The sequence below is a fragment of the Bartonella sp. TT67HLJMS genome (assembly GCF_042193375.1).
In the GTDB taxonomy this organism is placed as follows: domain Bacteria; phylum Pseudomonadota; class Alphaproteobacteria; order Rhizobiales; family Rhizobiaceae; genus Bartonella; species Bartonella grahamii.
The window spans coordinates 43,813-67,438 of the sequence record NZ_JBHILP010000009.1; the positions used below are offsets into that span (position 1 = coordinate 43,813).

Sequence of the window (23,626 nt, forward strand, 5' to 3'; positions counted from 1 at the left end):
AAAACTATGTTTTGTGCTTATAATTTTCACAAAGGATGTATTAAAGAAAATAACAATTAAAAATGATAGCTTAATCCACCAGAAAAATGCGTTCCAGAAAAGCCGGAATTCGTAAATTTATGCTGATAAATCAGATCACTATGAAAAATAATTTTTGGAGATAGTTGCGAAAAAACACCAAATCCAGCCTCTAACGAAGACCCAAAGGAACCAAGCTGGAAGGCATCTTTAAAATACACAAATTGTTTATCATCAAAACTACGAATGAAATGAAGCTTTCCATAGAATGAAAGGACATGTGCATCTTTAGTAAATGTAAGTGCCTTCGTTAAATACCCACCAATACGCATTCCCCAATGATCTGGGCTTTGCATATCAATATTAAAATTATCAATATCACGAGTCTTATGAAACTGGAGATTTTGATAAACAAACTGAACCTGCGGTTCAAAAATAAAATATCGGCTGCCTATCATAAACGTTTTACCAGCAGTTAAGGAAACACTTAGGGGCTTACCTCTCAATGCAGCCGTTTTACCTCGCTCAAGTGTGAGAACATTTCCATTAAACAAGCCATAAGAGAAGAGACCATCCATATAAAGACCCGTATCATGCTGCATGCTTCCATATGCTGTGATTGTCCATTTATCAAATATACTTTCTTGACTTTGTTTAATCTTTCGAGGCTGCAAAGAAAGCTTGCCATAATTTCCCATAATTCCAAAGGATGTCGTACTATATGCACTTTCGATTTTCTTGAGTAAAATACTTGCCTCTAGTGCATTATAATCAAGCTCACCGCCATAATCACCATATTTAAGTGCAGATAAATTTGAAGTATAACGATGATGTCCACTGTAACCGCGCAAAAACAAAGCGGAATTTTCGTCATTTTTCAACAACCGACCAGAAACAGTTCGCAGCGCTTGCAACTGCTTGTTTTGATTACTGATATCCATCAATCCAGCATAAAATAAGGTATTTGGCACAAGAATATAAGTCAGAACCTGTGGAACAATGACTCTCACATTTGGTTCAAAATGAGAAGAAGGCTCAAAAACAGATGGCGGAACAGGTGAACCAGATGAAACTGGGGCAACAACAGAAGTGGGGCGAGAAACAGGTGGCGGAACAAGTGAACCAGACGCAACTGGGGCAACAACAGAAGTGGGGCGAGAAACAGGCGGCGGAACAGGTGAAGCAGACGCAACTGGGGCAACAACTACAGAAGTGGGGCGAGAAACAGGCGGTGGAACAGGTGAACCAGACGCAACTGGGGCAACAACTACAGAAGTGGGGCGGGAAACAGGCGGCGGAACAGAAGGACCAGATGAAACTGGGGAAACTGGTTTAGATTCAGCAATAGCGGGAACAACAGGTGCAAGAGAGGAAGGAGGATTGGGGATCTCAAGCACAACAACATCAGGTACATTAGGTGTGGTAGTAAGATGAAAGTCCCTATCAGGAGAATCTACAGGAGAAGAAAGACTTGGCTCCTGAGGTTTTTGCTGAGAGTTAGAAGCAATAGAACCATCCTCACCTCCAGTCATATTAGGATGAATTTTAGGAAAAGAAGGAATATCGTCAGAAGAAGGAGGGACAACCAAATCAAGAACAGGAAAAACTTTAGTGGAATCGAGAGAAGTAGAATCAACAAATTGACTTTCGAGGCGAAAATCCCAAAATGTTTCAGTATTTTTAAGCACTCTTTGATTGGAATCTGCCGCCCCTAAAGCAGAGCTTGGACCATAACTCTTAAGATGATACTGATAGGGAGAGGCTTCAAGTGTGACATACCCCCCATTTAACTGAAAAGAATCTTCAGCGGCTTTTCCATAAACCTGAATAATGGAAATCCCCTGATCATTACCACCATCTCCCGTCAATGCCCCTGAGCTTCCAGGAACACTATACACATGGACTGTCGTTTTTCCTTCAAGATCACCATTAATTAAAAGCCTATCCGTTTTTTGCTCTTGCAGAGCACCTCCTTTATCCAAATATGCATTAAGATAAAGACGCGCATCGCCTTGTGCACGATAGACAGTCCCTGCCCCTTTTCCGATAAGAAGTGTCTGATAACCATCTGTCGTTTTGGATTTTAGTTCTTCAAAAATAAGAGAACTATCCGTAAGATTGACCGATGAAATGAAGGAATAGTCCCCTAACTTAGAACCAGAAGCATCGGAGTTGTGAAATTTGTCAACTTTTGGTCGCGATAAAATCCACTTTGAACCATTTTTTAACTCTATCTTAGCTGCAGAACTTTCATCAACATGTGCAACTCCTACAAGAGTAGAAGCATCAGCCTCAATCTTTACATTGGAATGCTCAACAGCTTTAAGGAGTGAATCTCCAGAAATTTTTGAATGTTGTGAGAGTTTAACAGAAGTTTCGAATTGGCGGCTATAAATAGCCGTACTTTCTGGAGCCATAACGGTTGTCTTTATCAAATGGACAGACCCTTTTCCAGGTATAATTGTTTTTTGATCATTTAAGACAGCTTCCCAAAAAAAGCGCATGCCATTAAATGCATTCCCTTCCACAAAAATATTGGAATATTTGATATGGGCATCATTATTATCATTCCCCTGCAATACAATGCCATGAGCATTGTTAACATCAACGTTTCCCTTCTGGAAATTAAGAGAGCCTTTCCCCTGCAGCATACTAAAAGCAGAAGCTTCACGATGATTATCTGTATTTATCCCCTGTTTCCCCCTCCCAGTAATAGAAACACCATCTAAATTAATTTCTCCTTCTCCTCCTGTTTGAACACCAATACCATCAGCAAAGTTAATTTTCCCTCCTTTCATATAAATTTTTGCACCATTAGAACTCAAAAGACCTATCGCATCAGAAGATGTCTTAATCTCTGTCTTGGTCAAAGCAACAAACGACCCTTTACCAGCAACACTGATCCCCATTCTGGTTGCTTTAATCACCCCATCCTGCATCTCAAAAGCTCCCTCATCATTAACATCAGCCCCTATCGACACATCATTTAACATAGAATAAAATAGAGCAACACCTCCCCCATTTGAGGACTTTACAGCTGTTGTCCAAGCATTTGTTTCTGAATGGCCATTTGCATTCGAAACACCGTTAATGATTATAGCCTCTCCCTCAATAATTGTATCTTCCCCTGATGCCTCTATGGCAGCATCAGAACTTGCACCCGTAAGTTGATAAGTTTTCTTGGAAATTTCATGCGGTTGACCATCATTACAGCGATAAAATGAGGCACTTTCGTTACATGAATATGGCTTCTTCTCAGCGGGAATCTCACCTGCATCAGCATTGTATACAATGAAAAAAATAACCGTTGTAAAACGACATAAAGAGAGATGATTTTTAGGCATAATTTTTTACAAACTTTCTTCCCCTTCTCTAAAAACAAAAAAACACGCGTTCTGTTTAATAACTTTGGTTACGCGTGATAATTTAAAATACGTTTTGTATTTTATATATCCACTAAATGTTTTATGTAAAGCCAGAACCCCAAAATATCACAATTTAAAATTGTATTATTTATAAAAACGCGTAAAAATATAGATAAAAATAAAAAATCCACCCCAAAGCGGTGATTTAAAGAGAATTTAATAAAAATACACTAAAGGAAGAAAAACAGCATAAGAAGCAAGAACTGCAAACCAGAAATCCTTATCTCGTTTCTAAAAAGAAACAAACTTGCTCATGCAAAAAACATTTTTTAAAAAAGCTTATTTTAAAAGTTGCAAACAAATAATAAAAAACCACAAGCTATGCTTGTGGCTTTTTAAACAACTTACCCCAAGATGATCATTCTAAAAACGATAGCGCAACCCACCAGAAAAACTGATCCCAGAAAAACCACCTTTGCTCAACTTATGCTGATAAACCAAATCACCATGAAGCACAACTTTTTGAGACAAGCGAGCATTAAGACCTAATCCAGCCTCTAGAGAAGAACCAAAAGCCCCTAACTGGAAAGAATCTTTAAAGCGCACAGCTCTTTCTTTGCCAAAATCATGGGCAAAATGAATCTTTCCATAGAAAGAAACATCACGATCTTTTTCAGACGCAGTCAGGGTCTTCATCAAACGCCCCCCCATACGCACCATCAATTGATCCAGTTTACCCATCTCAATATTAAAATTATCAATATCACGAGCCGCATTAAATTGAAGATGTTGATAAACAACCTGAACCTGTGGATCAAAAACAACACCTTCATATCCTGTGGCAATTTTCTGACCACCCATTAAGGAAACACTTAAAGGGTTACCCTTCAATGTTGCAGTCTTACCCCGAACAGTTGTCAGAACATCTCCCTTAAACAGACCATAGGATAAAAGACCATCAACATAGAATCCTGTATCATGCTGCATACTGCCATATACTGTAGCAGTCCATTTATCAAATGTACTTTTTTGGCTTTGTGCAACATCTTGAGGCTGTAGAGAAAGCTTTCCATAAGACCCCATAACCCCAAAGGATATAGTACTGTCAACATTTTCAACAGTTTGTAGCAAAACACCTGTCTCTAGCGCATAGTACCCTAGATCCCCTCCATAACCATATTCAAGCGCAGATAAATCTGAAACATAACGATAACTCCCACCATAGCCACGCAAAAATGAAGCAGGATTTTCACGAATTTCCAACATTCCACCCAAATTAGTCCGTGCTGTCTCCAGCTGCTTGTTTTGATTGCTAATATCTATCAAACCTACATGGAACAAACTATTTGGCAAAAGGAGATAAGTTGGTACCTGAGGAACAACAGATCTTACACCTCGTCGAGACGGAGAAACATTTTCAATTTTAGAAAGACTATCCGCAGAAGGCGCTGGAACAACATCCGCAGAAGGCGCTGAAACAACCTCCTCAGAAGATTCTGGAACAACCTCCTCAGAAGGCGCTGGAACAACCTCCTCAGAAGATTCTGGAACAACCTCCTCAGAAGATTCTGGAACAATATCCTCAAAAGAAGCACGTGCAGGAGGTGTACGTTTAGAAACCATAGGAGTACTTTTAGAAACATCAGATGTTTGAACATATTCATTTTCTAAACGAAAATTCCAAAATGCTCCTCCATTCAAAGCAAATCTCTGTTTAACATGCTCCTCCTCTCCAGTAGCTTTTGGTCCATAAGAACGAAGAACATATTTATAAGGCGCGCCATCCAATGCAACATACTGCCCATTCAGTTGAAAAGAGTCATACGACGCATCTCCATAAACTTGAATAATTGAAACACTGTGCGCTTTTTCATTTTTTCCTTTTACCCCCCTCGCAACCCCTTGTATATGGACTATAGTTTTTCCCGAAACATCACCATGAATGAGAAGCCGATCCGTTACCTGATTACCACTTGTATCACTAGGATTTAAACATGCATTCAAATGAACCCAAGAACCTCTACCAGCCTGATAAACAACACCTGTTCCTTTTCCAATATAAAGCGTTTGATATGCATTATCAGTACTGGACTTTGTTTTTTTTAAAATAATAGAACTATTAGAAAGACCTACCGATGAAATAAACGAAACACCTCTATAATTAGGATCTTCTAATTTTTTATGTCTTGGTTGTAATAAAACCCACTGTGAATTATTTTTCAATTCAAGGTCAGCTGTAGAACTATTATCAACCTGAGTTTGACCGACAAGTGCAGAAGCATCAGCAACAACCTTTATAGAAGAGTTACTATCAGCCTTCAGCAACAAATCTCCAAAAAGCTTTGTTTCCTTTAAAAATATTTTAGACTTTCCAGATTTACTGCTGTAAAGAGCTATGCTATCTGGAACGACAAAACGCGTTTTTCTCAAATCAACACGCGATAATTCTTTCTCTAACGAACCATTTGATGCTGCCTTACCTTCAAAATTTATACCATAAAATGCATTACCTTTTACTGTAATATTGGAATCTCCAATATTAATCTGAGGTGCGTTACCTCCCTGCAATAAAAGCCCATGAGCATCAGTAACATCAACAGACCCTTTCATAAACTCAACATAACCATCTTCAGATATGTGAAAAGCTGCTTGACGACCTGTATCCAGCCCTTGATCATCCTTGCCAGTACTCCCCTTGCCGGTAATAGAGCCCCCCTCTAAAATAAGATATCCTTTTTCTCCTGCTTTAACCCCAACACTCCCTAGCCTAATTTGCGTATTCCTTAAATAAACTGAACTTCGAGATTTTCCTCCGGCAAAAGCCCCCACTTTAATTGCATCAATCGATCCACCAGATATTGTGAGGGAACCACCTTGAGCTTCCACCCCCACTAAAACGCCACTCAACGTAGAATCGCTCAGATAGACGTTCGCATGTTCTGATGCCTTTACTCCATATTTCCAAAAATTCTTTTCCGAATTATTCTTTTCATCCAAAATACCCTTAACAGTTATATTCTTGCCACGAATAGTTGTACCTTTCTTAGACGCCTCTATGGCTCCATAAACACTATTAATATTTTTATCCGTTCGTGAATAAACTTTATTATTAATTTCATGCTCTCTACCATCAGAACATTGATAAAATGCTGCATTCTGATCACATGAAGACTGCTTTTTTTCAGAGGAAACTTGAGATTCAGCATTGTGTGCAAAAACATCAACATTGTGTGCAAAAAAGAGACATGCTGTTGTAAAAGTACATAAGGAGAAACGATTTTTAAATAGATTTACCATAATTACACCATAATTCTGCCCCATCATAGAGCAATGCATAACGTATCAAGAGATTTAACCAGAAAATTTAATACGTTTTGGTTTAAAGATAGGAAGTCTATTAATATTTTTTGTGTTTTATGTAAATATGGAATTAAAAAATTACTCAAAAATACAATCTAGATCTGTTGCTTTTACAAAAAAAATTGCAAAAATATAACTGAAGAACGACAGAAAAATCACCTTTAAAGTTGTTATTCCAAAATAGCCTTAATCGGTTGACATGCATTAAAAACGCCTGCTTTAACTGCTGTCTAATCCCACCAGAACGGGTATAACCAACATCCTTACGATAGAGATATTATATTGAAACAATATGTATTTGTAAGCAGACAAAACATATACCAAAATTGAAAAACAAGAGTTTACCTATACCTTTTTAGGCAAACTTCGTGGCAAGACAGCCTAATAAAGAGTAGGAACGTGTAAAAATCAGTTCCTATTTTTACTACCTCCTTTTAATGTAACTTGATAACATTTAAACGCATTCAGAGCCGGATCTTTAAAAAGTAAAGATTATACATGACTTCATCCTGGTATTTATCGCATTCCTTTTAAGAAAACACATTTTCCAAAAACAATATGTCATTATGTTTCTCATCCATCAGTTTTCTCAGATATCTCTCATTTTTTCCATCCCCATTTCACAACGACAGCGGATATAATATAAAGTTCATCGGATATAGCTCTCATTGCGCTTGAGTATCTTCTTTTCCTTTGCCAATTTCTAATATTGTAAATCCTCTCCTCTTAACATAATCCTCCAAAATTATATTGACTCCTTTCTTAGACAATTATCCACTTGCCAATCTTACATAATATGCAAAGGAATGCTTTTTATGGGTTCATCATAAGAGCATTGAAAATATTTCCGCATCCTGAATTAAAAAACATCTTTATCAATCGGCATATAACAAATAATATAATAATCACTCTGAAATACGCGTTTTGAAACCATAACGTACAAACTCTTCAAACTTTTCAAAAAAATGAAAGAAGTCCAACCCAAAAGCATATCAAAGATATGCGAAGTTACACTCTCGTAAAAAGGCTATAACACAAAATGAATAGAGAATGAGAAAAAGCCACAAGCATAACTTGTGGCTTTTTCAAAGATTAATCAGAAACAGCAACAAAACTAGAAATGATAACGCAAACCACCAGAGAAACTAGTTCCAGAAAAACCAGCTTTCGTTAGCTTGTGCTGATAAACCAAATCGCCGTAAAGCGCAAATTTTTGAGACAATTGGGCATTAAAACCTAATCCAGTTTCTAACGAAGAACCAAAAGAGCCTAGCTGAAAAGCATCTTTAAAATGCACAAATTGTTTTCCTTCAAAACCGTGAGCAAGATGAAGCTTGCCATAGAAAGAAACAACTTGAGCCTTATCAGTTGCGACCAGCTTCTTTGTTAAACGCCCTCCAACACGCCCTATCCACTGATGAAGCTTTCCCAGCTCAATATCAAAGCCATCCACATCAGGCACTTTATTAAATTGAAGATATTGATAAACAACTTGAACTTGCGGATCAAAAACGAAACCGTTCTCCCCCACCATAAACGTTTTACCAGCAGTCAATGAAGCACTTAAAGGATTTCCTTTTAATGTTGCCGTCTTGCCACGTGCAGTTGTTAGAACATCACCTTTAAACAAACCGTAAGACACAAGACCATCAACGTAAAAACCCGCATCATGCTGCATACCACCGTATGCTGTAACTGACCATTTATCAAATGTACTTTTTTGACTCTGCTCAACATTCAAAGGTTGCAAAGAAAATCTCTCGTAGGCCCCGATAATTCCAAAAGAAGTGGAACCATACATATTTTCGATTGCTTTCAGCAAAACGCCTGCCTCTATGGCATTATAATCAAGCTCGCCGCCATAACCATATTCAAGCGCGGAAAGATTTGAAGTATAACGATGATTGCCGCCATAACCGCTCACAAAAAAGAAAGGATTTTCACGACTTTCTAATAAGCCCCCAGAAGAAATTCGTAAAGCTTCTAATCGCTTATTTTGATTGCTCACATTCATCAAACCAATATGACGTAAGGCATTAGGCAAAAGGAGATAAGTCGGAACCTGTGGAACAACAGCCTTAACTCCCGGCTTAGGATGAGGCTCTGGAGCTGGTCCTGGAATTGGGTCAGGAAAAGGCTTCGGAGCAGGATCTGGTTTAGGTTTAACATCAGAATCTATAGATCTACTTTCAAGGCGAAAATCCCAAAATTCTCCGTTCCCTTCAACTAATCTTTGATCCATGTTTGCTTTTCCTAAATGAGACCCTGGACCATAACTATAAAGCTTATACTGATAAGGTAATTTATCTAGTGCTACATAACCACCTTCCAACTGAAAAGAATCTTGCTCTGCTTGTCCAGAAACCTGAATGATTGAAATACCTTCATCATTTCCTCCCCTTCCCGTGTATCCTCCTGGACTTCCTGAAACTCCATGCACCTGGAGCTTCGTTTTTCCCGAAACATCACCATGAATTAAAACACGATCAGTCTTTTGATGATTAAGAGCACCACCAGTATTCAGATAGCTATTAAGGGAAATAGAGGCACCGTCCCGTGCTTTATAAACTTCACCCTTTCCCTTTCCAATACGAAGAGTTTGATAATCATCAGCAGAAGAAGATTCATGTCTTTTAAAATTAATAGAGCTCTCACCCATAAGACTAACGAGTGAAATAGAAGAATCATGTGCAGCCCCATGTTGATCTTTTTGCAACGGTTGTTGTAAAATCCATTTAGAACGGCCTCCCAAATAAAGTTCGGCATTAGAATTTTTATCAACGTGTGTGCGACCTTCAAGAGTAGAAGCATCAGCCAAAACTGTTATAGAAGCACCTTCCTCAGCTTTTAATAAAAAATCCCCTGAACGAAGAGTACTGTGCACCAACCCCACCACACCAGAAATAATGTTTCTACCATAAAGAGCCGCATCATCTAAAACAGAAAACTCTGTTTTATCCAAATTAACAACTTCTAATCGTGGTAAAGTTTCTTCTTCCTCTGATGAAATTTCTTCTTTTTTATCCCCACCTTCACTCCATGGCTTCTCTCCCCGCAAATAGATACCATAAGATCCCTTACCCTTTACAGTAACAGAAGAGGATTTCATATTAACTTCAGTCACAGGAATCTTTGAACCAGAATCTTCATTTGATAAATCTTTAACTTCCTGCAGAGGAATAGAATCGACTGTATTTTCTAATAATATGCCATGGACATCCATAGCACTAACAATAGTACCCTCTAAATTAACAGCCCCCCCTAAATCTGTATGCACAACCGCACGATCCTTACCTTTGTCACCTTTCCCAGTAATTTTAACATTCTCGAGATTCACCTTCCCACCTAACGTCGAAGAAACCCCATGGCTGTTCATAAAATCAACTGCCCCACCTGACATCCAAATTTCTGAATGATCATAACTTAAAAGACTTGCATTCCCATTAGCGGTCTTAATTTCTGTATCTTCTAAAAGAACAAACGAGTTCTCTGCTGCATCAACACCCTCATGACTTTCCTTAATCTTTCCATTTTTTACCTCAATCACGCCATCACTCGCACGAAGGGCTATAACTGTATTTTTGATAATCGGATCTTTCAAAACAATTTTACCGTTCTCTAATACATGCACACCCACTAGAAAAGTTTTATCAGCAACTTGACTACTAACCGTCACATCCTCCCCACTAACCCTTGTGCCTATTCCTTTTACCGTTATAGCAGTAGGATCATCAGGATAATTGGAAACGTTCTTATTCGTAATTTTATAAGATTTATTATCAATTTTGGATTCCCCGCAATTATCGCATATATAATACAATCCATTATAGTAATAAAACCCAGGATTCACATCTCTTCCATCAGAGTCTGCATCTTTAACAGAGTTATCTACATTTTCCTGATGTCTGTTCGCTCCATCCACTCCACTCAGCTTACGATAATCACTCCTCCCACGAATACCCTCATCGTTGTCGCCAACATGAATCATATTAGGAGGATAATAATTATCCCCATTCTCTCCACTAAGAGGAAGCTTATGCCTATTACTCCCGCTAAGATGAGGAGAAGAATTAGTAGAGACAACTGGGATAACCTTTATAACATAAGATTTACTATCCTTCCCCTCTGTAGCCGCATAAACTTCTCTTCCATTTTGGAATAAAGAGAGGATAGCTGTTGTACAAGCACACAAACATAGATGATTTCTAAAAACTTTAATCATAGTTCCCTCGAAACTTTTCTTCCCCTCTCATTAAAAATAAAAGCACCTGCAAAACATCCCATTGCACACCTCAAAACACGAAAAGTGTAACAAAAAGAACATGCCTCATGCTCATCTGAACTGTGCAATGAATCATCCCAATACATTTGGCAGAAGCTCTACGCCAAAACCACCTATAAGAGAACAATTAATAATTACACTTTATAGGTGTATAATGCATTCTGTATTTCGTGTAAAGAAAAAATAAAATCAGTGCGTGCAATTAATTAAAAAAAACAACTAAACCTTGTGAACTTTAAAAATTAATCCACAAGGAGATAAATAAAACAATGAGTTAAATCAGTGGAAAACAAACTCTCAAAAACGAGTTTTAGAAAACATCAAATATTATATTAGATAATATCAATCAGTACCAAAAAGGATAACCTAACGCATACTGGACTACTGAACGCTTAAAAAGCCGATAAAAGTGAGACACTCTATCGTATCAGTAGCAGCATAAACTTTAAAAAATTCGCTTTAGCGTAGAAAAGTGCTCTCATACATAAAACAAACTATGTCTTTTTTGCTCAATCAAGAAGATGAAAAGTTTTTAAGAACAACACAAGTTGCTACAAAGAAAAAAGGCAGCACATTGTGCTGCCTTTTTTAAAAAATACATACTGTACCTTATATTAAAACTGATAACGCACTCCTCCGGAAAAACTTGTTCCCGAAAAACCAGCCTTATTAAGCTTATGTTGATAGAGAACGTCAGCATGTAGAGAGAACTGTGGCAACAATTTGGCATTAAAGCCTAATCCAGCCTCTAATGAAGAACCAAAAGCCCCTAACTTGAAAGCATCCTTGAAATGCACAGACTGTTTTCCTTCAAAACCGTGAGCAAGATAAAGCTTACCGTAGAAAGCAACAGCATCCATGCCTTCAGAACCTATAGGAGTCTTGGTTAAGCGTCCACCAACACGTGCCACCCACTGATCAAGGTTACCCATTTCAATATCAAAGTTGTCGATATCACGGGCTTTATTAAACTGGAGATGTTGATACACAACTTGAACCTGCGGATCAAAGACAAAACCCTTATATCCTGTAGCAATTGTCTGACCACCTGCTAAGGAAACACTCAAAGGATTGCCTTTCAATGTTGCTGTCTTACCCCGTGCAAGAGTGAGAACATCACCTTTGAACAGCCCATAGGATAAAAGACCGTCGACATAGAAGCCAACATTATGCTGCACGCTACCATATACTGTAGCAGTCCATTTATCAAATGCACTCTTCTGACTGTGCTCAACATTCACAGGCTGCAGAGACAGTTTTCCATAAGTTCCCATAACGCCAAAGGATATAGCGCTATCAGAGTTTTCAATAGTTTGCAGCAGAACACCTGCCTCTACACCATTATAACTAAGATCACCGCCATAACCATATTCAAGTGCTGATAAATTCGAAGCATAACGATAACTTCCACCATAGCCGCGTAAATATAAAGCAGGATTCTCACGAACCTCTACCCTTCCTGTAGAAGTCATCCGCAATGTCTCCAACTGCTTGTTTTGATTACTGACATCCATCAAACCAGCGTGGAATACACTATTAGGCAAGACAAGATAAGTTGGAACCTGTGGAACAACAGACCTTACAAATTGTTCAGAAAGGGCAGCAGATCTCATAGACTTAACATACTGATTTTCTAGACGGAAGTTCCAAAACTCTCCACCATCCTTAACAAACTTCTGCTGAACATGCTCCTGTTTCGAAGTCGCTTTTGGAGCATAAGCATGAAGAGTATATTTGTAAGGTGAGTTTCTCAGTGCAACATAATTGCCATCGAGTTGGAAAGAGTCTTTCTTCGCTTGACCATAGACCTGAATAACTGAAACACTGTGAGCAATCTTTCCATTCGCTCTAGCATCTCCTACATTGCCCGCATCACCTCGTACATGTATTTTTGTTTTTCCAGAAACATCACCATGAATGACAAGTCGATCCGTCACTTGTTGATCACTCGGATCATGGGGATTCAAACGTGCATTGATATGAATTACAGCATCACCCTGTGCCTCATAAACTGTGCCGTTCCCATTTCCAATATGGAGAGTCTGATATCTCCCTTCAGATTCGGAAGATCTAAAATCAATAGCACTATTTATAAGTCTCACAGAAGGAACGCATGAACCTACACATCCTAAATCTGGAGTACCCAAATTCTTCTGCGCACTTCTTTTTAGAACCCACCGTGAACTATTAGCCAAATCTAATTTTGCATAAGAACTTTTATCAACGCGAACATCGCCTGTAACAATAGAGCTATCAACCGAAACTGATATATTAGAATCATTTTCAGCCTTCAATAATAAGTCACCAGTAAGAGTTGTTTTATTTTCTAATAAAACATGACCACTGGAATTATTACCATAAATCGCTGTACCCTTTGCAACTTCAAAATCAGTTTTCTTCAACGAAACTGTCCCTGCTATGCCTATAGGTGTTTTCTTCTGTTCGGATACAACGCTCCGCTTAACAACAATTGCTTTCTCAGTTGTTAAATCCTTACTTCGATTTTGTTGACTCGCTTCTTTCTGTATTACCCCATCAAAATATATGCCATAGGTTCCATCTCCTTCCACTCTAACAATAGAAGACTCAATATTCGCGTGATTCACGGTAGGACGAACCTCAGAAGATCTCTTCTTCCTAGAAGAACCCGTTTCAACCACATCATCACCCTTTATAACCCACAAAGCATGAGCATCAGTAACAACATTTCCATTCTTAAAATCAACAGAAGCATTATCACTCAACAGAAAAGCTGCACGTGCAAAATTATCTGCAGAATCTAATTTTTTTGCTGCTTTTTTCACAGTAATGTCCACTTTATCTAACCTAACGCTTCCCCCAGCTTCTGACCTCACAGCCACTCCCTTTGCCAAAGTAATAGCTCCAGTATTCATTGTTATCTCACCAGCCTTACTCGCCAGACCAGCCGCAACCAAATCTCCCGTTACGTTAATTGTCGTATCCTTTAAATTAACAGATGATCCAGAACCCGCCAAAGCGCCCACATAAAGCGCATCGACTGTCCCATCATTCATCGTAACTTTTCCGCCATTTTGCGCTTCAAGCCCAATTACAGAAGATCGGATTTTTGATTTCTTATCCAAAACAACTTCTCCATTGTCTTCTGCAAGCACAGCACTCACGCGTTTTGATGTAGCAAAATCAACATTATTTTCACTGTCAGAAAAATCTGCACCACTAATGATAGCTCCCTCTAACTTAATAACTGTATCCTGATTTTTTACATGCATAGGATGCTGAGTTTGATCACTTGCTTTCAACGTAAAGTTTGTTATTGTCCGCGATTTACCATCACCACACAAATAAGTAGTCCGTGATCTCTCCTCACCATTATTCATATCATCACATGTAGAAGAAATCTTTTCCTTAGAAGGAACATTTTCATTATCAGAACTACCAAGCATAAGAATACGCCCAGCAGATACATCAGAAAGCGCAACAGGCTTTGCGGAAGCCTCAGAAGTAGAAGGCTTCATGGAAGCTGCTGATTTTATAGATGTCAGCATATTCGACACAGTATGATACCCAGATGTTCCAGAAACCCCATCTGCCGATATCACAGAAACCCTACCTGGATCAGATTTCCCAAGTGAATCAGCTCCTGAAGGTATTAAAGTTAACGAATTTATAGATGAAGGAGATGAATTGGATAAAACAGGATATACGCTATGCCCAGATGCCTCAGATCTTACAAGATCAGTAGATGCGTCTCCCCCAGATACAGTAGAAATAACAGAAGACATAGTAGAAGAAGGATTCGATACTCCTTCAGATGTTCTACCCCCCCCCTGATCAGTAGATGCATCTCTTTCAGATCCAGTAGAAGTAACAGAAGATGTTGTAGAAGCCCCATTTCCAGCTTCTTCATGACTTACATCACCTATATCAGATCTTACAAGATCAGTAGATGCGTCCTTCCCAGATCCAGTAGAAATAACAGAAGACGTAGTAGGAGAAGGAAGAGACGTTACAACTTCAGATACTTCACTCACTACACCGTCAGATCCACCATTTGTAAGATCTTCTTGACCGGTATCAGATCTCAAAAGTGAATTAGGTACAGCAGGGTCTACAGATTCAGATCTCTCAGATACACCAAGAGTAACAGAAGGCTCACCAGTCTGAGTAAGTCCATCTCCATCTGTTGTCACCATTAATCTATCTTCTGCTTCTGGTGATGGAGAAGATCTATCTGTACCTAGAGAATGCACATCAACTATACCATAATCATCATGACCTGTATCAGAATCATCGTAACCTACTATAGTATATTCTGCTTCATTTGCATTCTGGAGAGAATATTCACTCACATCACCAGTAAGAAGATAAATACTCGTACGTCCATCACTTGTTACCAGTTCTCGACCATAACTTCCTCCCGGAATATAAGGATTCGGTTCCCTTCTTTGACTTCCATCAACTGTCTCCCCAGTTGTCAAGGTATGTAGGATAGTAGATGGAGAACTTGATATTCCAGAAGACTGATTTTCACCCTCTTCATGATTTACATCACCTGTACCAGATCTCTCAGGTAATGCGGGGCTCCCATTCGTATTAGAAGCAATAACTGGATTAGGTGCTCTAGATTCAGGAGTTCCAGATGGAAGACTTGACCCTACAGAAGGATTACCTACCTCACTTCCATCAGTTTCACGAGATTGCACGGAAGGAGTATTTGCGCCCCCCCTCTCACTACTGCTGCCTAAGACAGGAGGAGAACTAGGTTCATAGGGCAAATTTTTATCTTCTAAACGAAAATCCCAAACATCTTTACCACTCACAACCAAAGCCTCATCGAAATACTTCATCTCCGAAGGAGGCCTTGGACCGTAAGCACGAAGGACGTACTGATAAGGTAAACCGCCTATCGTAACATACGCATCATTCAGCTTAAAAGAATCTTTCCTCGCCTCCCCATAAACCTGAATAATTGAAATACTCTGAGGTTTATAACCTTGAATATCCTGACCTTGTTGAGCATCACCATTTTGTCTAATTGGAAGCACATGCACCTTAGTTTGACCAGAGACATCACCATGAATTAAAAGTCTATCAGATAATCGAGAATCCTCTGATGCATCAGCTGGCACAGATGCACCGAAATAAATATGAGAATCCCAAAAAGCGGTGTAAACTGTGCCTTCCCCATTTCCTATACGAAGCAGTTGATGACTATGATTTTGTTGATTAGCATCATTTTGTAAAGGTAAAAACGAAATAGTAGAATTGTCAAGTTTCACAAATGAAATACATGAATCCTCACAACTGTTAGTGTGCTTTGCAAATCTACTTTTCGTTAAATGCCACTTCGATCCATTGAACAAAAAAAGCTTACCCTGAGAACCTCTTTCAACATTAGCTTCGCCTCTAACTATAGAATCATTAACAAAAACCGACACTTCAGAAGTAGATCTAGCATGTAAGAATGAATTACCAGAAACATTCGACCCGTTATCTATAAGGACAGAGCCTCTCATATTATCACCTAAAATGACTGTACCATCTGGAACATTAAGAGTAGTGTCGTGCAAAAGAACTGCAGATTCCTTATTTTGCAATTGGTTACTTTTTTGACTCTGTCCTGGATCATCGGATTGATTATCAAAATATACGCCAATAGACCTTATACCTCTCAAGTTTATAGTTGAAGATTTTATAGAAGCCCTAACCCTAAAGTTCGCTTCAGCGGCTCTTTCTTCAGCAGTTCCTTCCCTTGTCTTTTCCCCTAAAATTCGGGGTATAAAATCGTTAACATAGTCCGAAGAAACAAGAAACTCGGTACTGGGTTCATTTATCTCAATAGGCTTCACGCTTGTAGCATCATTTCTTCTATTATTGTTAGAATATTCATAATCATTGTCAAAGACCCATACACCAACAACATTTGAATGATTAATGTTTCCATTTTTAAAGGAAATAAAACCTGCATCTGTAAATAAAAGGCTACTCACTTCCTGTGCTGCATCGTCAGGTTTGCTTCCATTGATTATAACACTAACATTATCTAATTGAATGATTCCTCCGGTTTCTGCCACAGCTACACCTGCACCTATCGGTACAGCAACCTTCCCCGATTTCATGTCTATTACTGATCCCTTGGAGACACGCAAAGCAGTCATATCATCATCTTGCAGATCTTCTTCTTCATCTTCTTCATCTTCACCACCTAAAACCCACCGTTGTCCCGACACATTAATCTCTGTATCACGCAACATAATAAGTGATTCCTTCACAGCCTCAGCACCCATAATTGCACTCAAGACTTTCCCTTTTTTCATAACGATCTTTCCATCATTTAAAGTGTAAAGCCCAGTATCAAAATCACGAATCCATGAGTGTTCCAATTCAATCACTCCATCTTGTGATGCAAATACACCGCTCCCATGCGGCGGCACTGAATTCTGGTCAGCATTTGAAGTAGGTCGATTCCGAAGAGATGAATGGTATAATTTAACAATTGTTGGTTTAATAGTTTTTGCTGATCCTCCAACAACAGCACCCCTTCCCACTGCTAAAGCATTAGCACCTTCCTTTGTCACTATAACCGTACTATACTTCATTGAGTGTTCTGTTCCATCATTACAAACAACAGATGATAAAGGATCATTAAAACCTTTATAACTCGCTGCATTACATACAGTGGCGCTACCCCCACCTTGGACAACGCCAGCACCAAGTCCACCAGCACCAGCGCCAACACCAGGGACGCCACCAGCGCCAACACCAGAGACACCGCCAACGCCAGCACCAGGAATGCCGCCAACGCCGCCAACGCCAACACCACCAGGAACAGCACCACTCGCTATCAAAGAATCAACACCTTGTAAAAGGAAAAGAGCGCTCGCTGTCAGTGCGTACAGACTTGTACGCTTTTTAAATACATTGATCATATGTCAAACTTTCTAAATAATGTTGCAAAAACACTGGAATTAAGTGAAAATGAGGTAAGTGAACAATTTGTAACATATGTTAGTCAATTTTACAACATAGTGTTATTTATTTACGCTTCATTTTGTGCATAAAAATACCAAAGTTAAGGTTTTTAAATGCGCAACCCCTTGTAATATTAGATAAAAGGATAAAATTACGATGATAAAATATATGAAACGGATGACTTCTGTTTTACTGGTTGCAACCAGCTTTACAACAGCTTTATGGACACAGACGAGTATTGCAAATACGAGTACTCAAACAAATGTAACAATTAATCATGTTTCAGGCACGACTCCTGTTCCCGCTTCTCCGCAAAAGGTTGTTGTGTTTGATATTGCCTCTCTTGATAATATGAATCGCCTTGGTATCAAAGCGGTTATCGGTATTCCTGAAGGTAAAAAACCATCCTATCTGCAACAATTTGATGATGCAAAATATGAAAAAATTGGTACCCTTTTTGAACCCGATTATGAAAAAATTGCCACCCTTCAACCTGATTTGATTATTATTTCCTCCAGAACTCAAGCAAAATATAATGATTTATCCAAAATCGCTCCAACAATTGATCTAACTGTAGGAAATGAAAACTCTCTTGCAGATATTGAACGGAATGTGTCTATCCTTGGCAAAATTTTTGGCAAAGAAAAAGAAGCTGCAGAAGAAATTGCAAAACTCAATGAAACTTTAGCTGAAGTTCGTAAAAATACTAAAGGAAAAGGCCAAGGTCTTGTACTCATGACTTCTGGTGGAAAAATCAGTGCCTTAGGACCAAAGTCACGTTTTGATATTTTGCATTCCGCTTTTGGAATTGCCCCTGCAACCGATAAACTCACTGTACAAAAACATGGACAACTCATTTCTCCTGAATTTATTCTTGAGACAAATCCTGATTGGTTGTTGGTGATTGATCGGGATGCCGCAATTGGACGTGAAGGGCAATCCGCAGCACAATTGCTTAACAATGAGCTTGTTCACCGCACAACAGCAAGCAAAAAAAATCAAATTATTTATTTGGACTCTTGGAGCTGGTATCGTGCAAGTGGTGGTTTAACGGGACTCTTTGAAACCGCTAAGCAGATCAATGAAGCCTTTACAAAGAGCAAATAAGCGTACAAAAGAGCTTGCTTGCTATATAAATAAAATTTAAAAGCAGAGATTGTTTATTAAGCAGTCTTTGCTTTTTTTAATTTTGTTAGAAAATGATTTAACGTGAAGAATTACTGGATAACCATAACACTTCTCATTCTCCTGTCTATCCTCAGCATTTTTGTTGGTTATTCTGATGTCACGCCTTCTGACCTTTTCGCAGCCGATCCCCATGCGTGGCTTATTTTTTGGCAAACCCGTCTTCCTCGTACCATTGCAATCCTTTTAGTAGGTGCATCACTTGCACTTTCAGGTATGATTATGCAACTATTGACACGCAATCGTTTTGTCGAGCCATCAACCGCTGGAACTGTTGAATCTGCTTCCCTTGGCATTCTTTTTATTATGATTTTTCTGCCCGATATTTCTGTTTTAGGAAAAATGGTCGTTGCGACACTTTTTGCCATGACAGGCACTTTACTTTTTATGTTTTTATTGCGCCGCATTCCTCTAAAATCTGCTCTCATTGTACCCCTTACAGGGATTATGCTAAGCTATATCATTGGCTCTTTAACCAATGCCATTGCAGATTATGAAATGTTACTTCCCTCTCTTCAAGCTTACTTATTTGGCAGTTTTTCAATGGTTCTTGAAGGAAAATATGAGCTCTTATGGCTGTCCCTTCCCCTTTGTATTCTGGCCTATTGTACTGCTGATCGCTTTACGGTTGCAAGTTTGGGAGAAGATTTAACCAATAACCTTGGATTGAATTATCGTGTTGTCATGTTTTTTGGTCTTTTTATTGTCGCCTCAATCACTGCTGTTGTTGTCTGTACAATTGGCCGTATTCCTTTTGTTGGACTCATTGTGCCCAACCTTGTGTCAAATTTCATGGGCGATAATATGCGCCGTACTGCTCCTTGGGTGGCCATCAGCGGTGCAGGATTGGTCTTGATTTGTGATCTTGTAGGACGAATAATTCATCCCTCTCTTGAAATTCCCATAAGCACTATGATGGGTGTAATCGGTAGTTTTATTTTTATGATACTGCTTTTACGCTGGAGAAAGCGTCTTGGATAGAAGAAGAAAAACAATATGTGTACTAACAACACTTATCATCATAGCATGTACTGTCATTAGTCTTTACATGACGTGGAATATCAATGTTTATACATGGACATTTCGTCTTACAAAACTTTCCTCTCTGCTTCTTATTGCCTATGCAATAAGCGTTTCTACGGTTTTATTTCAAACAATCGTTAATAATCGGCTTCTTACCCCTTCAATTATGGGATTTGATCAGCTTTATATTTTAATAAAGACTGTTCTGATGTATTTTGTAGGCTCTCTTTCTTTGCCCTTTTTAAATGAAGAAGGACAACTCATTCTCGAAGCCCTCATTCTTATTCTTTTTTCAATAAGCCTTTTTCGCTGGCTATTTTCAGGAAGCCTAAAAGGACTTCACTTAACGCTTTTAATTGGTGTTGTTTTAGGCGGCTTCTTTTTCAGTTTACGGATGTTTATGCAATTGCAATTAAATCCAGACCAAATGATGAATTTAACGGATATTATGTTTGCAAATTTTAATAAATTTAATACATCACTCATAAGCTTTGCCACAATCATTGTCTTCATTGTGAGTCTGATTGGATGGCATTCTCGTCATCTTCTTGATATTTTGGCTTTGGGACGTGATAACGCTCTTAATCTTGGCGTTAACTACCACAAAAGTGCGACAGCTGTCCTTATTTTTGTTTCCATTCTCGTTTCCATTTCTACCGCATTAGTAGGCCCAGTCACCTTTTTTGGACTGTTAGTTGCCAACCTTTCCTATGAACTTTCTCCTCAAGCAAAACACAGCGTTGTTGTGCCGATTGCAATATTATTAGCGATTATTTGTTTGGTGGGGGGACAATTTATTTTAGAGCAAATTTTTCACATGGCAGGACGTTTAAGTTTTATCATTGAGTTTTGTGGGGGAATTGTTTTCTTAATGTTACTGATGAAGGGAAAACTAAAATGATTGAGATCAATCATCTTTCCAAGGCTTACGGAGCACGATTGATTATCGACAATTTATGCCTTCATCTTCCCAAAGGGGGGATTATTTCTCTCATTGGACCCAATGGTTCGGGAAAATCAACTCTTTTAATGCTGATAAGACGTCTTTTGCCACACCATAATGGTACAATTCATATCGACGGCTTTGATATTGATAAAATGCCCCACGATATTTTAGCTCAAAAACTCTCAATTCTGCGTCAAGATAATCCTTTATCCTTCCGTTTAACCGTATACGATTTAGTAAGTTTCGGACGCTATCCTTATTCAAAAGGCTGGTATACACATGAAGATAAACAATTTATCGACAGTGCGCTACGCTATCTCGGCTTACAAGATTTAAAAGACCGTTTTTTAGATGAGCTTTCTGGCGGTCAGCGTCAACGCGCTTTTATAGCCATGGTTATCTGCCAAGATACTGATTATCTTCTCTTAGATGAACCATTAAACAATCTGGACATGAAACATGCCGTTTCTATGATGAAGCAGTTACGCCGCACAGCTGATGAACTGAAAAAAACCATTCTTATTGTTATGCACGATATTAATTTTGCCTCATCTTATTCAGATATGATTGTTGCACTGAAAAATGGAAAAGCAGCCTATTGTGGAACTCCCAAAGAAATTATGCAACCAGAAATTCTTAAAGACATTTATGATGTTGATATTCAAATCAAAACAATCAATGACATTCCTATCGCTCTTTATTATCGATAATCTAAAGATTTTTTGCGCTTGCCTACACTGTAGAATCTGCTAGAGATGATAAAATTGGCTTATTGGGGAATAGTTTAATGGTAGAACAGCGGACTCTGACTCCGTCAATCTTGGTTCGAATCCAAGTTCCCCAGCCAGTGTAGCTGTAGCTTGCCAGCGGGTTTTGTATATTTTGCCACTAGGTTTTGTATCAATTTATTTTTTCTCAAAGAGTTTTAAAGGTGTTCTCAAAGGGTCTTCAAAGACCTTATCTAAAGGGTATTTAAAGCTCCCTTTAACGCGTTTTTCTGCTCCTATTTTTCCAGATCGCTAAAGCGTGTAAAATCCGATTGAAATGCAAGGGGGACGATTCCTGTCGGACCATGGCGTTGTTTTGCTATAATAACTTCAGCTTTACCCTTGGCTTGCTCCATTGCCTCTTGCCATTTGCTATACTCAGCAGTGCCTTCTTTGGGTTCTTCATTTTTGAGATAATATTCTTCACGATAAACGAATAGAACAATGTCGGCATCTTGTTCGATTGAACCAGATTCACGTAAATCGGAGAGTTGTGGACGTTTATCGGTTCGGTTTTCAACTTGACGCGAAAGTTGTGACAAAGCAATGATGAGAATATTGAGTTCTTTTGCAAGTGCTTTTAATCCGGTGGTAATTTCTGTGATCTCTTGAACGCGGTTTTCTAATGAACGCTTTGAACCGCTTGTCATGAGTTGGATATAATCAATAATCAAGACATCTAGACCATGTTGTCGTTTAAGACGCCTTGCACGGGCGGACAATTGTGCAAGGGATACGCCCTCCGTTTGATCAATATAAAGAGGGATTGTTTGTAAGGAACGCATTGCGTAAATGATGTTGGTAAATTTCTCTTCTGAGATATTACCACGGCGCATATCAGAAGAAGAAACCTTTATTTGTTCTGAGATAATGCGAGTTGCAAGCTGTTCGGATGACATTTCAAGTGAGAAGAAACCTACAATGCCCCCTTCATTTTCTTGTGTTTTGTTATCACGCTTACAATCATTGGCAATATTAAAAGCAATATTGGTTGCCAGAGAGGTTTTCCCCATCCCAGGGCGTCCAGCTATGATAATCAAATCAGATGGCTGTAGCCCCCCCATTTTCTCATCAAGGGTTTTGATATGGGTAGCGATCCCTGAGAGCTGTGAGGAACGCTTTTTTGCAGCGCTTGCCATGTTAAGTGCTTTTGCAATGGCTGTATCAAAGTTTTCAAACCTGTTAAAGCCCACCCCCATATTTGCCTTTTTCAGCTAGCTCAAATAACTGATTTTCAATCGTTTCAATTTGTTGGGAAGGTGTAAGTTCGACAGGCGCATCAAAAGCTGTATTGGCAACTTCATTGCCAAGATTAATCAAAAACAAGCTGCTGCCAATAAAATCCTAGGTTTCCACACCTAAATGACCTCACGCATGTTTCAGCGCATGCACACCGGTCAGGTGAGCATTTGATCCTACCATTTCCGCTTGTGTCTCAGTAATGGTTGATTTTTCTTCCACTCGCACAAGAATAATTTGTGCCTCAACCCCTTGCGCGCACACGGCGTTAATGACATCAAGAGCTGTACCTCTTTTTTTCCCAAGCTTTTTCAGTTTCTCTATCTCATGTGTGAAGAGAAGAACAGGCTCGTTGAGGAGATAGATCTGTGCATCAGCATCAGGGGCTGTAACAACCGCTCCAATGGGGGGTTGATCAAATGTTGCTTAAGAACGTGATTTTTTACATTGATTAACCCTATTGACCTTAAATTATTGTCAAATACAC

The 23,626-nt window shown here is 38.9% G+C and carries 8 protein-coding genes, 1 tRNA gene and 2 pseudogenes; 5 read left to right on the top strand and 6 right to left on the bottom strand.

From position 1 onward, the window contains the following. Positions 1-56 precede the first annotated feature (56 nt). The 4 genes from ACFIJQ_RS06455 to ACFIJQ_RS06470 all read right to left on the bottom strand — a co-directional run bounded on the left by ACFIJQ_RS06455 (position 57) and on the right by ACFIJQ_RS06470 (position 17,936). Positions 57-3,362 (bottom strand): autotransporter outer membrane beta-barrel domain-containing protein, encoded by a 3,306-nt coding sequence (locus ACFIJQ_RS06455; RefSeq protein ID WP_375629204.1) that lies wholly within the window; start codon positions 3,360-3,362, stop codon positions 57-59. A 444-nt stretch (positions 3,363-3,806) separates the two neighbouring features. Further along, on the bottom strand, positions 3,807-6,680 hold the full coding sequence (locus tag ACFIJQ_RS06460) for an autotransporter outer membrane beta-barrel domain-containing protein (RefSeq protein WP_375629207.1): 2,874 nt from the start codon (positions 6,678-6,680) through the stop codon (positions 3,807-3,809). 1,177 nt (positions 6,681-7,857) lie between these two features. Further along, on the bottom strand, positions 7,858-10,965 hold the full coding sequence (locus ACFIJQ_RS06465) for an autotransporter outer membrane beta-barrel domain-containing protein (protein ID WP_375629209.1): 3,108 nt from the start codon (positions 10,963-10,965) through the stop codon (positions 7,858-7,860). A gap of 674 nt (positions 10,966-11,639) precedes the next feature. Continuing rightward, entirely contained in the window at positions 11,640-17,936 is a 6,297-nt protein-coding gene (locus ACFIJQ_RS06470; RefSeq protein ID WP_375629212.1) for an autotransporter outer membrane beta-barrel domain-containing protein, read from the bottom strand. Between the two features lie 199 nt (positions 17,937-18,135). On the opposite strand from ACFIJQ_RS06470, the gene ACFIJQ_RS06475 reads away from it, so the two are divergent. The 5 genes from ACFIJQ_RS06475 (at position 18,136) to ACFIJQ_RS06495 (ending at position 21,980) form a co-directional block, all read left to right on the top strand. Next, positions 18,136-19,086, top strand: a complete 951-nt coding sequence (locus tag ACFIJQ_RS06475; protein WP_375629215.1) for a siderophore ABC transporter substrate-binding protein — start codon at positions 18,136-18,138, stop codon at positions 19,084-19,086. Between the two features lie 102 nt (positions 19,087-19,188). Further along, complete coding sequence (locus tag ACFIJQ_RS06480; protein ID WP_273788235.1) at positions 19,189-20,145, top strand: iron chelate uptake ABC transporter family permease subunit; 957 nt, start codon at positions 19,189-19,191, stop codon at positions 20,143-20,145. Positions 20,146-20,212: 67 nt separating this feature from the next. Continuing rightward, positions 20,213-21,088, top strand: coding sequence for an iron chelate uptake ABC transporter family permease subunit (locus ACFIJQ_RS06485; protein ID WP_375629218.1), 876 nt, complete (start codon positions 20,213-20,215; stop codon positions 21,086-21,088). Further along, entirely contained in the window at positions 21,085-21,843 is a 759-nt protein-coding gene (locus tag ACFIJQ_RS06490; RefSeq protein WP_375629221.1) for an ABC transporter ATP-binding protein, read from the top strand. The genes ACFIJQ_RS06485 and ACFIJQ_RS06490 overlap by 4 nt, the downstream gene beginning before the upstream one ends. A gap of 63 nt (positions 21,844-21,906) precedes the next feature. Next, positions 21,907-21,980 (top strand) — tRNA-Gln (locus tag ACFIJQ_RS06495). Positions 21,981-22,136: 156 nt separating this feature from the next. On the opposite strand, the pseudogene ACFIJQ_RS06500 reads toward ACFIJQ_RS06495, so the two are convergent. Together ACFIJQ_RS06500 and ACFIJQ_RS06505 are read right to left on the bottom strand one after the other, a co-directional pair. Next, a pseudogene (locus tag ACFIJQ_RS06500) lies at positions 22,137-23,220 on the bottom strand (replicative DNA helicase); the annotation flags it as partial. 51 nt (positions 23,221-23,271) lie between these two features. Continuing rightward, a pseudogene (locus ACFIJQ_RS06505) lies at positions 23,272-23,544 on the bottom strand (phage tail protein); the annotation flags it as partial. Positions 23,545-23,626 lie beyond the last annotated feature (82 nt).